The sequence below is a fragment of the Streptomyces sp. GD-15H genome (assembly GCF_045291515.1).
In the GTDB taxonomy this organism is placed as follows: domain Bacteria; phylum Actinomycetota; class Actinomycetes; order Streptomycetales; family Streptomycetaceae; genus Streptomyces.
This window is the reverse complement of the sequence record NZ_CP149447.1, coordinates 8,312,010-8,324,342: the sequence shown is the minus strand read 5'-3', so window position 1 is coordinate 8,324,342 and position 12,333 is coordinate 8,312,010. Positions and strand designations below refer to the sequence as shown.

General features: G+C 71.7%; 12 protein-coding genes and 5 pseudogenes. 8 read left to right on the top strand and 9 right to left on the bottom strand.

Going from position 1 to position 12,333, the window contains the following annotated elements:
* The first annotated feature begins 21 nt into the window (after nt 1-21).
* Together WJ438_RS39510 and WJ438_RS39505 are read left to right on the top strand one after the other, a co-directional pair.
* Entirely contained in the window at nt 22-174 is a 153-nt protein-coding gene (locus tag WJ438_RS39510) for a hypothetical protein (protein ID WP_406729396.1), read from the top strand.
* Between the two features lie 319 nt (nt 175-493).
* On the top strand, nt 494-1,264 hold the full coding sequence (locus tag WJ438_RS39505) for an IS3 family transposase (protein ID WP_406729395.1): 771 nt from the start codon (nt 494-496) through the stop codon (nt 1,262-1,264).
* Between the two features lie 212 nt (nt 1,265-1,476).
* On the opposite strand, the gene WJ438_RS39500 is transcribed toward WJ438_RS39505, so the two are convergent.
* The gene (locus WJ438_RS39500) at nt 1,477-1,623 is read right to left on the bottom strand and encodes a hypothetical protein (protein ID WP_406729394.1); all 147 of its coding nucleotides are present in this window, start codon (nt 1,621-1,623) and stop codon (nt 1,477-1,479) included.
* 232 nt (nt 1,624-1,855) lie between these two features.
* Between WJ438_RS39500 and WJ438_RS39495 the strand changes: the two genes are divergently transcribed.
* Nucleotides 1,856-2,365 carry a hypothetical protein gene (locus tag WJ438_RS39495; protein ID WP_406729393.1) on the top strand — a complete coding sequence of 170 codons (510 nt, stop codon included), beginning with the start codon at nt 1,856-1,858 and terminating at the stop codon, nt 2,363-2,365.
* A 488-nt stretch (nt 2,366-2,853) separates the two neighbouring features.
* Here the strand turns inward: WJ438_RS39495 and WJ438_RS39490 are convergent, their stop codons facing one another.
* The 3 genes and pseudogenes from WJ438_RS39490 to WJ438_RS39480 form a co-directional block, all read right to left on the bottom strand.
* A complete protein-coding gene (locus WJ438_RS39490; RefSeq protein WP_406729392.1) occupies nt 2,854-3,030 on the bottom strand; it encodes a hypothetical protein in 177 nt (58 codons plus the stop codon).
* Between the two features lie 219 nt (nt 3,031-3,249).
* Nucleotides 3,250-4,103, bottom strand: a pseudogene (locus tag WJ438_RS39485) (IS5 family transposase).
* 123 nt (nt 4,104-4,226) lie between these two features.
* Nucleotides 4,227-4,577, bottom strand: a complete 351-nt coding sequence (locus WJ438_RS39480) for a DUF2071 domain-containing protein (protein ID WP_406729391.1) — start codon at nt 4,575-4,577, stop codon at nt 4,227-4,229.
* Between the two features lie 131 nt (nt 4,578-4,708).
* On the opposite strand from WJ438_RS39480, the gene WJ438_RS39475 reads away from it, so the two are divergent.
* Nucleotides 4,709-5,122: an HIT family protein gene (locus WJ438_RS39475; protein ID WP_406729390.1), complete on the top strand. Its 414-nt coding sequence runs from the start codon at nt 4,709-4,711 to the stop codon at nt 5,120-5,122.
* A gap of 114 nt (nt 5,123-5,236) precedes the next feature.
* Here the strand turns inward: WJ438_RS39475 and WJ438_RS39470 are convergent.
* The 5 genes and pseudogenes from WJ438_RS39470 to WJ438_RS39450 all read right to left on the bottom strand — a co-directional run.
* A pseudogene (locus tag WJ438_RS39470) lies at nt 5,237-6,318 on the bottom strand (integrase core domain-containing protein).
* 154 nt (nt 6,319-6,472) lie between these two features.
* A pseudogene (locus WJ438_RS39465) lies at nt 6,473-6,601 on the bottom strand (IS6 family transposase); the annotation flags it as partial.
* A gap of 11 nt (nt 6,602-6,612) precedes the next feature.
* Entirely contained in the window at nt 6,613-6,864 is a 252-nt protein-coding gene (locus tag WJ438_RS39460; RefSeq protein WP_406729389.1) for a hypothetical protein, read from the bottom strand.
* 215 nt (nt 6,865-7,079) lie between these two features.
* Nucleotides 7,080-7,967, bottom strand: a complete 888-nt coding sequence (locus WJ438_RS39455) for a RecB family exonuclease (protein WP_406729388.1) — start codon at nt 7,965-7,967, stop codon at nt 7,080-7,082.
* Nucleotides 7,964-8,666 (bottom strand): annotated as a pseudogene (locus WJ438_RS39450) (magnesium chelatase domain-containing protein); the annotation flags it as partial. The gene WJ438_RS39455 and the pseudogene WJ438_RS39450, both read right to left, overlap by 4 nt.
* A gap of 481 nt (nt 8,667-9,147) precedes the next feature.
* On the opposite strand from WJ438_RS39450, the gene WJ438_RS39445 reads away from it, so the two are divergent.
* The 4 genes and pseudogenes from WJ438_RS39445 to WJ438_RS39430 form a co-directional block, all read left to right on the top strand.
* Nucleotides 9,148-9,687, top strand: a complete 540-nt coding sequence (locus WJ438_RS39445) for a crossover junction endodeoxyribonuclease RuvC (protein ID WP_406729952.1) — start codon at nt 9,148-9,150, stop codon at nt 9,685-9,687.
* Nucleotides 9,684-10,301 (top strand): Holliday junction branch migration protein RuvA, encoded by a 618-nt coding sequence (gene ruvA, locus WJ438_RS39440; protein ID WP_406729387.1) that lies wholly within the window; start codon nt 9,684-9,686, stop codon nt 10,299-10,301. Before WJ438_RS39445 ends, ruvA begins: the two co-directional genes overlap by 4 nt.
* Nucleotides 10,302-10,315: 14 nt before the next feature.
* The gene (gene ruvB, locus WJ438_RS39435; RefSeq protein ID WP_406729386.1) at nt 10,316-11,404 is read left to right on the top strand and encodes a Holliday junction branch migration DNA helicase RuvB; all 1,089 of its coding nucleotides are present in this window, start codon (nt 10,316-10,318) and stop codon (nt 11,402-11,404) included.
* A gap of 123 nt (nt 11,405-11,527) precedes the next feature.
* Nucleotides 11,528-12,234: pseudogene (locus WJ438_RS39430) on the top strand (DNA replication and repair protein RecF); the annotation flags it as partial.
* Nucleotides 12,235-12,333 lie beyond the last annotated feature (99 nt).

Sequence of the window (12,333 nt, the reverse complement as noted above, 5' to 3'; positions counted from 1 at the left end):
ATTTCCTGAAGGGATCGAGTCATGGCACGACCCTCCCGTTACCCGCTTGAGCTGCGCCGCCGCGCGGTGCGCATGGCCGCCGAGGTGCGCGACGACCACCCGAACGAGACGGCCGCCCTGCAGGCGGTCACCGACAAGCTCGGCATCGCCGCGAGACGCTGCGGAACCGGCTGAAGCAGCACGAGAGCGACGCGGGCACGCGCCCGGGGACGACGCCGCAGGAGCCCGCCCAGCCCAAGGCGCTCCAGAAGGAGAACGCCCAACTGAAGCGGGCCAACGAGATCCTCAAGGCCGCGGCGAGTTTCTCCGCGTCAATGACAGAGTCAGGGACACGGGCCTACGGGTGGTGACACAGTGGCAGGTACCGGCGGGGCTGGCTCGTTTCTTTGCTGCCCCGGCAACGGTGGCTTGTCGGCGATGTGCCGTCCCGCCGGCCCTGGTCTCCGCCTCGGAGTGGCCTGATAGGAGCGTGCTGCGCAAGCCCGATTGAGGCGTGCCCCCCGCGGTGGAGACGTCCGTCAACTCTCCATCGGGCTGCGGGGCCCGGAAGATCTGGCGGGAGCTGAACCGGCAGGGTCACACGGTGGCCCGCTGCACCGTCGAACGGCTGATGCGCGAGCTGGGCATCGCCGGCGCCGTCCGCGGCAAGAGGGTCATCACCACGATTCCGGACCAGCAGGCCGAGCGGGCACCGGACCGGGTGGCCCGCGACTGCGTCGCCGGCGCGCCGAATCGCTGCTGGGCCGCGGACTTCACGCACGTGGCCACCCGGGCCGGGGTGGTCTGCGTCGCGTTCGTCGTGGACACCTTCTCCCGGCGGATCGTCGGCTGGTCCGGCGCGACGTCGAAGGAGACCCGGCTCGTCCTGGACGCCCTGGCGAGGGCGCTGTGGCTGCGCGACCGCGATGAATATCGCTATGTTCGCGGCGAGTCGATACACCACAGCGACGCGGGCAGCCAGTACACCAGTTTCCGGCTGGCCGAACACCTGGACACGGCCGGCATCGCGGCCTCGATCGGCTCGGTCGGCGACGCGTACGGCAACGCCCTGATGGAGTCCACGATCGGCCTGTTCAAGACCGAATTGCTCAAGCCGCAGCGGCCCTGGAGGACGCTCTCCCGGGTCGAGCTGGCCACCGCCGAGTGGATCGACTGGTACTGCCACCGCCGACTCCACGGTGAGAGAGGCCACGTCCCACCCGTCGAGTACGAGGCCAACCACTCCAGGGAATCCACGAAACTCCAGGTCACAACCACAATCTGAGGTCTCTACCGAACCCGGGGCGATTCACCCACCGACCAGTGGACAAGAACTCACGAAACTGAGACAGCATCACCCGTCATGCGAGAGCACCCATTAACAGCGCCACCACCCCAACCTCTCACCCTCATGACAGTGAATCCGCGCCCCGAAAACAGCCACTCGGCTTTTCGCTGCCCTTGGGCCGTCACTCCGGCTGCTGCGAGGGCGGGTTTCTATGTCTCCTCGTTCAGGGGCGTGCGCCAGACGTGGCTGCCGCTCGGTGCGAGGAAGACGAGCTTCTCCTTGGCCGTCGACCCGCCCACAACCTTCCGGGGCAGGGTGAAGATCGCACAAAGATCGAGGTCAACACCCTGTGCCATCCGGAGAACGGCCTGGCTGTTCCCGTCCTTGACCACGCGAAATTCAACGGAAGTCATTCGGCCAGCTCAATAGAAGTGGTAGGGATCAGTCGGCCGCAAAGAATGGAACGGTACCCCGGAAAAATCCGGACCCGATCGACCAGGGAGTCGTTACATGCATGCTCAAGACAGACCCATATCGCCTCTTCGCCGTTCGCGGCGCGGAATAGTCGCGGGCACCTCGCTGGCCGCAATGGCGCTGTTGGGAACGCTGGGTGCCGTACCAGCAGCAGCTCAGGGCCTGAGCGCCGAACCTGCCGCGACCTTTGTGTCCACCGAGTCGGATCCCCTCCGCACGGCGGACCCTGAGCCCGGCAAGGAAAAGGAAAAGGACAAGGACAGGCCGGGCCCCGGTGACGGTTGCTTCGAAATCGACACCGTCCGCCAGGAAGCAGCCGGCGGCGGAGCGTTCTACGCGGCGACAAGTGGTGGAGTCGCCTATGTCGGTGACGAGCTCAGCTCTCTCGGATCCATCGACTGGGATGACCTTTCCGATGAGGGAGGAGACGTACCCGACGGGGCCTGCGGGGTATCCATTGACGTCGGCCCCACCGGTCAGGGCAGTGACATTGTCATCGACGTGATCACCACATCCGGGACCGTGCACACCATCACCTGTGATCGCACGGGCTCGGTGATCACTGGCTGCGGCACGTGGGTGGAGCGCGACGCGCCAACGCCCGAAGCCACGCCGGAACCGTGAACGGACAGCGTCCCACCTGCGCTGAGACGAACGTGATTCCCTCAGGGACGTGAGTGGCTCCAGGAATGTTCGCACCGCGTTCACTCCGGCTCGCTCCATGTACCTGGTCTGCTCTTGGCCACTGGTGAGCTACACGGCAGATGTCGGCGGTTCGAAACCGTCCGCGCCCGCCGGCACAAAGGCCCCCAGCCGATCACGGCTGGGGGCCGGAGCCGTCATCGGCAGACTCCGCCATCCCTCCCCCGAGCGGTGAGCCGCACGGGAGGGCTGACCGGCGGTCCCGACACTGCGGGGCAACAGACACCCGGACGAGGGGACCGGTCTCGTGGCCGGCCCCGGGTATCCCCTCGTCGGGCCTCGGCGGGCCGGTGTCATGATGCTGGCGACCGACCTGTCCGATGACGAAGGTCAGGCCGCTCCTCGTCAGCGGCGGACGCGGGCGGAAGATTTCAAGTCCAGTGAGACGGCCATGACGCTATGAGAGGGCGTCAAGTCCGTTTCTGGTAGCGGCCACGTCCGGGCTGCTCGAGGAATCCCTGGCGGACGAGTCGTCCCAGGCGGGAGCGGGTGACGTTGATCGAGGGCTCGTCGGTGGGCAGGCCGAGGTGTTCGTGCAGATCGCGGATGCGGAAGACCCTCCCGGGGCGCTCGTTGAAGGCAGTCACGATGCGCTGGTAGACGGGGGGCGGTCTCCGCGGAGGCCGTTTCCTGGTCAGGCGGGGCGAGGCCGTCGATGACCTTGCGGGTGGCGGCGAGCTCGGCCAGGCGGGCCTCGGCCACGGCGAGGGCGGCGGTGAGCTGACCGATCTGCTCGCGCAGGTTGTCGGCTCGTGCGGTGGTCTCATCGTGTTCGGTCGGCAGCAGCCGCAGGAGTTCGCTGACGTTCACCCGGCCGGCTTCACCTCGTCGCGCCAGGCGGGGGTGGGGGTGGTGAGGCGGCGGAGCATGCCGGCGGTGGAGGCCCAGTAGACCCGGGAGGCCGCGTTGTCGGGCCGGTGGTCACAGTCGCGGGCGAGGCGGCGCTGCAGCATGAGGGGGCCGTTGACCTGCTCGGCCACCCACCGCTTCGGCTGCGGGACGAAGCCCTTGCCTTCGTCGTCGGGGTTGCGCCGGACCACCTCGACGGTGATGTCCTTCACCGCCCCGTGGATGATCACGGCGTCCTTGAAGCCCTGGTCGACCAGGGCTTTCTCCCGGCGCGTCCCGCATCGTTCGGCCGCCTGGCCCAGCAGGGCGATGCCGGCCTCGTTGTCGTGCGCGCTCGCGGCCAGGACCACCACGCCGGTGATCAGGCCCATGCCGTCCACGGCGAGCCCCCGCTTGCGGCCGGGCGTCTTCTTGCTCGCGTCCAGTCCCGTGGTCTCCTTCGACACCCCGGCCGCCACGCGGACGGACTGGGTGTCGATGATCACCAGGGACGGGTCCTCTCATCGTCTGGCCCGCTCCCGCACCTGGCAGCGCAGAATCTCCTGGATCCGCTGGTCGAGGCCGTCCTCGCGCCACAGGGTGAAGTAGTAGAACACCGCCGACCAGGCCGGGAAATCGTGGGGCCGGTAGCGCCACTGACAGCCCGTCCGGTTCTGGTAGAAGATCGCTTTCACGACCTCCCGGAGAGCACAGGACCCGGGGTCCCCGACCGCCGACCGCGTCACCCGTCCTGTTTCCAGGCTGTGATCATCGGCTCGATCAACGCCCACTGCCTGTCCGACAAGTCGCTCGGACACGGTCTTCGCTCCATACCCCGATCCCAGCATGCACATGGCGAGCAATCGGCCTGGACGGCGATCGCTACCACGAACGAGCGATAACGAACCGAGAGAGAAGGGACTTAACCCCCTCTGACAAATACAAGTCGGGAACCTCACAGTGACGCTGGTAGGTGGCCAGGACGCGCCGGGCGTGGGCCTCGTTCATGAGGAGGACGTGGTCGAGGGCTTCGCGCCGGATAGTGCCGATCACCCGCGCGCAGTGGGCGTTCATCGCCGTTCGGGAGGCGCACGTAGATGCGGACATCGGTCTCGGGGAAGTCGGGGCCCGGTACGGGCACCATGCCCAGAGCCTTCACCGACGCCACGCGAAACGGCGTGACACCGACCCAAGCCGCGCCGCCGAAGACGTCCACCCGCAGCCCGTCCGGCAGCAGCGTCTGGACTTCCTCGAGATGGCAGGGCCAGTGCAGGAACGTCCGGCTTTGCCACCGCGCCGTCAGCACGGGGGCTCGGCCCGGTTGCTCCACAGAGACAGACACCTGTCGGGCGGATGCCCGAGGGAAGAGGCGGCACTCCCACGCGCAGGCCAGCCCGGCCAGGAGCGGCTCCGAGACCGCTGCCGCATGCTGTGTCCATGAAGCTGTTCGCCGGGGATCCGGCCTGTGCCTTCTGCGGCATCGTCTCCGGCCGGGTGCCGGCCAGCCGCGTGTACGAGGACGAGCTGGTCCTGTCCTTCATGGACATCCACCCGGCTGCGCCTGGAGACCTCCTCGTCATCCCCAAGATGCACGCGGCAGGTCTGGAGGACATCGATGAGGCCCTGATGGCCCATCTGTTCCGCGTCGTCCACCTGCTGGCGCGGGTTCTGCGGCGCTCGGGGCTGCCATGCGAGGGAGTGAACGTATTCCTCGCCGACGGTGAAGCCGCCGATCAGACGGTCTTCCACCTCCACGTGCACGTCTTCCCCGCACCGCGGACGACCGGTTCCGCTTGGAGGTCAGGTGGCAGGAGCGGTCCCGTGCCGCCCTCGATCACGACGCCGCACTGATCAGGGCGTGCCTGAGCCGCGGCGAAGACCGTCGTGGAACTCCCTGAGACGTGCCATGCAGCGGGGCGGGCTGCTCACAGCGCCTTGTGGGACTCGGAAAGTCGTCGCTGCAGGTCAGGCCGCGTAGCGGTACTCGGTGACGACGCCGCCGAGGACGCGGGTCCGCAGGAGTCGGCGGCCTTCAGACTCGTGCACGGCGATGGACTGCCGGCCGGCGCCGGGCGGGATTTGGTTGAGGGTCTGGTGGGGGCGGTGTTCGTTGCAGTGACGCTGGTAGGTGGCCAGGACGTGCCGGGCGCGGGCCTCGTTCATGAAAAGGACGTGGTCGAGGGCTTCGCGCCGGATAGTGCCGATCACCCGCGCGCAGTGGGAGTTCATCCGGGGCGTCCGCGGCGCGGTCTTGAGGATCTCGATCTCTTCGGCCTCGAAGACGGCGTCGAAGGACTGCCCGTACTTGCTGTCGTGGTCACGGAGGAGAAAGCGCAAAGACTCCATGCGTGTGCCGAGATCGGTGGCCGGGTTCCGGGCCTGCTGCACCGCCCAGTCGCGGGTGGGGTGGACGGTGACGCCGGCGAGGTGCAGGCGCCGGGTGTCGTGCTCGAGGAACGCCGGCGCATAGAGCCTGCGGCCGAGGACGGTGTCGAGGTGGAAGAAGTCGACGGCGATGATGCCCTCGGCCCGGGCGGTGAGGAACTCGCGCCAGGTCGGGCCGGAGCGACGCGGGGCCGGCTCTGCGCCTGCGGCGTTGAGGGTCTCCCGGACCGTCGAGGCGGCGATGCTGTGCCCGAGCCGGGCCAACTCCCCCTGGATGCGACGATGGCCCCGCCTCGGGTTCTCCTGGGCCGGTCGCAGCACGAGGGTCCCGACCGCTGCTCGAGTGGGCGGCCGTCCTGGACGGCGACGCGCGCTGTGGTCCCCCTTCGCGGCGATGAATCCGCCGTGCCAGGCCGAACAGGGTGTGGGGGTGGCCGGGAAGACCTCGCGCCGGCACCGTCGGGGTATCAGCCCGGAGAGGGCGGCGAACCAGAACCGGGCGGCCGGCTCGTGGCGGACCGGGCCTGCCGCTGCCGGCACAGGACTGCGTTCTCGTGCCGCAGCACGAGCAGCTCGGCGTCCTTGGTGGTTTCGCGGCGCAGCAGCACCGACGGAGCGGAGAGCAGCTTCCGGACCATCTTGTACGCCAGTGAGACGATCACGCGGACATGCTTCCATCGGCCGACCCACACCACTCCTAATCTGGGGCAATGACTTTTCGAGCGGCACACGGTGCTCGGCAAAGGGCATGACGGCGTGGTGGGCCGCGCCGTAGGAGCGGGGCTTGTCGGTGACGATCACCCACGGCACCGCGCAGGTTCTCCCCAGCAGTTTGCGGAAGAAGCGCCGGGCCGCGGTCTTGTCCCTTCGGCCCGGGGCCAGGATGCCGGGCACGTCGGCGTCGGCGGCCCGCCACCGATCCTTCGGCTCTCCGTTGGTCTTCACGAAGGCCTCCTTCAGGTGCCGCGTGCCGCTGGGCCGGGGCCGCCAGCGGCGCAGGCCTGCCCGAACGTCACGCACCAGCGCCGGACGGTCTCGTGGGAGACAAGCACATCGCGCCCGGGCATCAGCTCCTCGACCTCGCGGAAGCCGAGCAGAAAGCGGACATACCGCCACCCGCAGTGCGCGATGATCCCACCGGGTACCGGTGCCCCTGGTACGACGGCGGCGCGGACGACACGAGCGAGCCCCTCCCCGGCACGGCCCACCGCAAGATCACCCCAGGCCGGTCGGCCAACGGGACAACGCCGTCGGCCTGTGGCCCGGCCCCCTCGTCCGCGAAATGATCGCCCATGGCCCGCCGGGGCAGCCCCGTTCGAGCCGCTGTCAGGCGCACCGCACGGATCGGCGCCCTCACACCCGATACCGCATCACGCCCAATACCGCATCGATACGAACGCCGGCGTTGAACGGCCTGCGGGCGTCAGGGCAGGCTGCTGTGCCCGGGCCGGCGGTCCGTCTCTGCTTCTCCTCCGGCGCGCCGCTCCCGGGTGGGCGGTTCGGCCTCGGCGGGCGCTGCCGGGTGCTCGTTGTCTCCCGGGGCCGGGACGGTGGCGACGGCCAGGGGGTAGGGCGGCGGGGTGCCACCGAACGCGGGGCAGAAGGCCTGATAGCCGCACCAGTCACAGAGTCGGCTCGGGCTGGGTTGCCACTCGCCCGTCGCCACCGCCCGCTGGATCGCCGCCCACAGTGCCCGCAGCTTCCGCTCCACCGCACGCAGGTCCGCCTCGTCCGGGTCGTACGTCACCACGTCACCGCTGCCCAGATAGACCAGTTGGAGGCGGCGTGGGACCACCGCGCGCCGCCTCCACAGCACCAGGGCGTAGAACTTCATCTGGAACATGGCCCGGTGCTCGAAGTCCGGCGGGGGCGCCCTGCCGGTCTTGTAGTCCACCACGCGAACCTCGCCGGTCGGGGCGACGTCCACCCGGTCGATGATCCCGCGCAGCTTGAGACCCGACTCCAGCACCGTCTCCACGTACAGCTCGCGGCCGGCGGGCTCCAACCGGCTCGGGTCCTCCATCCGGAAGTACTGGTCGAGCAGTTGTTCCGCCTCGGCCAGCCAGGCGGCCAGCGCCGTGCCGTCCGCGTCCTTCGGGAAGAGGCCGGCCAGCTCGGGCAGGCTACCCAGCAGCCGCTCCCATTCCGGGCGCAGCAACGCGCGGGCATGGTCCAAAGTGCGCTGTCCGGCCGGCACGTCGAAGAGCCGCTCCAGCACCGCGTGCACCACGGCGCCCCGGGCCGCCGCCTCGCTCGGTGGCTCCGGCAGCCTGTCGACCACCCGCAGCCGGTAGCGCAGCGGGCAGGTCATGAAGTCGTCCGCGCGCGACGGTGACAGCGACGACGGCGGCCTCGGGGCGGGCGGCGGGGCCGCGGGCCGGGGTGCCGGGGGCAAAGGTGCGTCCGATGCGGCGGAACTCTCGGACGGGGACATACTCCGACCCTACGCCGGGCTCTTCCCGGACCCCTCGGTTCCGAGGTGATCGGTCCGGGGGTCCGGGTGCCGGCCGATGGGCGGGGCCGCACCCGCGGTGCCTCTTCCGCGTCGGCCGCCTCGGTGACCTTCATCCCCGCCGAGACCTTGCCGGGGCTGGGGGAGGAGCACGCGCATGCAGCCCCGCCGGGCCGCCTCGGCCAGCCGCCGCTGCACGCCCGTAGCCCGCCTCACCTCGCCCGCGAGGCCGACCTCGCCGATCGCCACCAGGTTCTTGGGCAGCGGGGTGTCGCTCGCCGCCGACGCCAGGGCGAGCGCGACGGTCAGGTCCGCGGCCGGCTCGGAGAGCTTCACGCCGCCGACCGTGGCGGAGTAGATGTCGCGCTTGCCCAGGGCACTGATGCGGCCGCGCTGCTCGAGGACGGCGAGCATCATCGAGACGCGGGAGGTCTCCAGGCCCGAGGTGGTGCGGCGGGGGGAGGGGATCTGCGAGTCGACGGTGAGCGCCTGCACCTCGGCGACCAGGGGACGGCGGCCCGGCCGCACTCGGTGCAGCGGTGGGACGGGCGGTGCGCGGTCGCCGTACGGCTTTGGGCGGCCAGGGCCTCTCCACAGCGGCGGCTCGTGACCGGGTGGCCAGGGCGGACGAGTGGTGTCCGGCCCCCGCCGAGCGGGCAAAAAAGCCGCGCGGGTACGAGCCGATTGCTGCGGACCGTGTGCGGCCGTCTTCCCGCCGGGACGGTTCCGTCCCGGCGGCCTCCGCGAGACGGGACCCGTGTGACCGCCACCCCCCTCCTCGCACGTCTGTTCGAGTTACTATGAAGTCCGGGCCAGGCCGGACAGGGGTGGAAATCCACACTTTGCCGACCGGAGCCCACGGAACATCTCTCCCTGTCCGCATCGAGCGTCGCAGGCGGACCCCGTCTGCGACGCGTGAGGCGCCCAAAGGACTTGCGCCCTGCGTCCGCAGGGCGGACTCGCCGCCCGGCCAGCGCCCCACGATCCCCTGCACAAGCTTGGCTCGCTCATGAAGACTTCGCCCGTCGAGGAGGGCGCCGTGCGGGTGCTCGGCGTGGGCCCGGGGCTGACCCGGTGCGGCCTCGGGGTGGTCGACGGCGCCCCTGGACGGCCGCTCGCGGTGGCCGCCGTCCGCGTCCGCCGGGGTGCAAAGGACGCCGGCCACCGCCTCCTGCTCATCGAGCGCGGCATCGAGCGGTGGCTGGAGGAGTACCGCCCCGCAGCCGTCGCCGGGGAGCGGGTGTTCGGCCGGTGCCACGTGCGCACAGTGACGGGCACCGCGCAGGCGAGCGCGGTCGCGATGCCGTGCGCGGCCCGGCGCGGCCTGCCCGTCGCCTGGCACACCCCCAGCGAGGTGAAGGCCGCCGTCACCGGCGGCGGAGGCGCCGGCAAGGCCCAGGTCGGCGCCCGGGTCGCCCGGCTGCTGCGGCTCGACGCCCCGCCCGAGCCGGCCGACGCCCTGGCGCTCGCCCTCTGCCCCCTCCGGCGCGCCCCGGCGCTGGACCGCCTGCGGCGGACGCACGCCGCCGCCCGCCCCGCTCCCGCACTCGCACGACTTCGGAAGGGCACGATCCGATGATCGCCTTCGTCAGCGGCCCGGTCGCCGCGCTCGCCCCCGACACCGCGGTCGTCGAGGTCGGCGGTGTCGGCATGGCGGTCCGGTGCACGCCCAGCACCCTGTCCGGGCTCCGCCTCGGCCGGCAGGCCAGGCTCGCCGTCTGCCTGGTCGTGCGCGAGGACTCGCTCACCCTCTACGGCTTCGCGGACGACGACGAGCGGCAGGTCTTCGAGCTGCTGCAGACCGCAAGCGGCGTCGGGCCGCGCCTGGCCCAGGCCATGCTCGCCGTCCACACGCCTGACGCGCTGCGGCGCGCGGTCGCCCAGGGCGACGAGAAGGCGCTCACCGCCGTGCCCGGCATCGGCAAGAGGGGCGCCCAGCGGCTGCTGCTGGAGCTCCCCGGCCGGCTCGGCGAGCCGGTCGGGGCCGCCGCGGCCGGCCACCCGACCGGCGCCGCCCCTCCCGCGCCCTGGAGCGGACAGCTGCGCGCGGCGCTCGTCGGCCTTGGATACTCCGCGCGCGAGGCCGAGGAGGCGATCGCGGCCGTCACCCCCGCCGCCGCGGCCGACGGCGGCGCCCCGAAGATGGCGCAGCTGCTGCGCGCCGCCCTGCGCACGCTGAACCGCGCCCGCTGAGAGGAGTGGACCGCATGACCCGGGACGAACCCGAAACCGCCGCCCTCATCGAGCGGCTCGTCGGCCCCGCCGCGGAGCGGCTGGTGGGAGCTGTCGCCGACGGGGAGGAACAGGCCGTCGAGGCCGCCCTGCGCCCCAAGGACCTGGAGGAGTTCATCGGCCAGGAGAAGGTCCGCGAACAGCTCGACCTGGTGCTGCGCGCGGCCCGCGCCCGGGGGGCCACCGCCGACCACGTCCTGCTGTCCGGCGCCCCCGGCCTCGGCAAGACCACCCTGTCCATGATCATCGCGGCGGAGATGGAGGCCCCCCTGCGCATCACCTCGGGACCGGCCGTCCAGCACGCCGGTGACCTCGCCGCGATCCTCTCCTCCCTCCAGGAGGGCGAGGTCCTCTTCCTCGACGAGATCCACCGCATGTCCCGGCCCGCCGAGGAGATGCTCTACATGGCGATGGAGGACTTCCGCGTCGACGTCATCGTCGGCAAGGGCCTGGGCGCCACCGCCATCCCCCTCGAGCTGCCCCCCTTCACCCTGGTCGGCGCCACCGTACGGGCGGGGTTGCTGCCGCCCCCGCTGCGCGACCGCTTCGGCTTCACCGCGCACATGGAGTTCTACGAGCCCACCGAGCTGGAGCGGGTCGTCCACCGCTCCGCCCGGCTGCTGGAGGTGGAGACGACGCCCGAGGGCGCCGCGGAGATCGCCGGCCGCTCCCGGGGCACGCCCCGCATCGCCAACCGGCTGCTGCGCCGCGTCCGCGACTACGCCCAGGTCAAGGCCGACGGCGTGGTCACCCGCGAAGTCGCCACGGCGGCCCTGGCGGTCTACGAGGTCGACGCCCGCGGCCTGGACCGGCTCGACCGCGCGGTGCTCGGCGCGCTGCTCAAGCTGTTCGGCGGCGGACCGGTCGGCCTGTCCACCCTCGCCGTCGCGGTGGGCGAGGAACGGGAGACGGTGGAGGAGGTCGCCGAGCCGTTCCTGGTCCGGGAGGGACTGCTCGCCCGCACCCCGCGCGGCCGGGTCGCCACGCCCGCCGCGTGGGAGCACCTCGGCCTCGTGCCGCCGCGGCAGGGCGGCCCCGCCGGCGGGCGGGACGGCCCGCACTGAAGACGAGCGCCGCGCTGCACAACCAGGACGGTGGCCACGCCGCCGAGGACAAGAAGCAACCACCGCCTCCGCTCTGGAAAGGCCGGCGGCGTCGAGCCGCAGCGGGACAGGCACGTACGGCACCTGTCGCTCGCCGGCTTCCGCGCGTCCTCCCGGGCCGGGGTCCCGCTCGACCCGGGCGTCACCGCTTTCGTCGGCCCACGGCCAGGGCAGGACCCACCTCGTCGAGACGGCCTGCCTCTCGCCGCCCTCGGCAGCCAGCGGGGCTCCCCCGGCGCCTCGCTGGTATGCACGGGTGCCGGCCGCGCCGTCCTCCGGACCGCGGGCGCACAGGGGAGACCGGCAGCAGCGCATCGAGCCGGAGCGCACCCCCGGACCGGCCGGTCCGCACGGGTCCGGCCGCATGAGGTGCTCGGCCTCGTCCCTGCGGTCCTGTTCGCGCCCGAGGACCTCGCCCCGGTCGAGGGCGGCCCCGGCGAGCGCCGCCGCTTCCTCGGCGAGCCGATCCCCGCCCGCGCGCCCGGACGCCCCGGACGGCCGGGGTGCGCTCCGACTGCGAGCGGGTGCCCGGGCAGCGCAGCACCCTGCCCGGGAGCGCCGCGACGGCCCGCCGCCATGGCGGCCGCTCGAAGGCGGGCCTGTCCGCCCCCGACGTAGGGGACCAGCACCTGGCCCGCGCCGAAGCCGGGCTGCTCGCGCAGCGCCCGGACCTCCTCGCCACACTGCCGCCGCTCCCCGGCCGGGCCTGCGCGCAGCCGGCACCCGACGGCGGACCGGTCGCGTGCGGCCACCGGCGCAGGCGCGCTCCTTCCCGGCCTCGATACGGACATCGAGGACGTGAGCGATTTTTTGTGAGCAAAGTGTTGATTTCCGCCTCCCTCCGCGCCTAGCGTGGGATTCCAGACAGTTTCGAACTGGTATTCGAACTG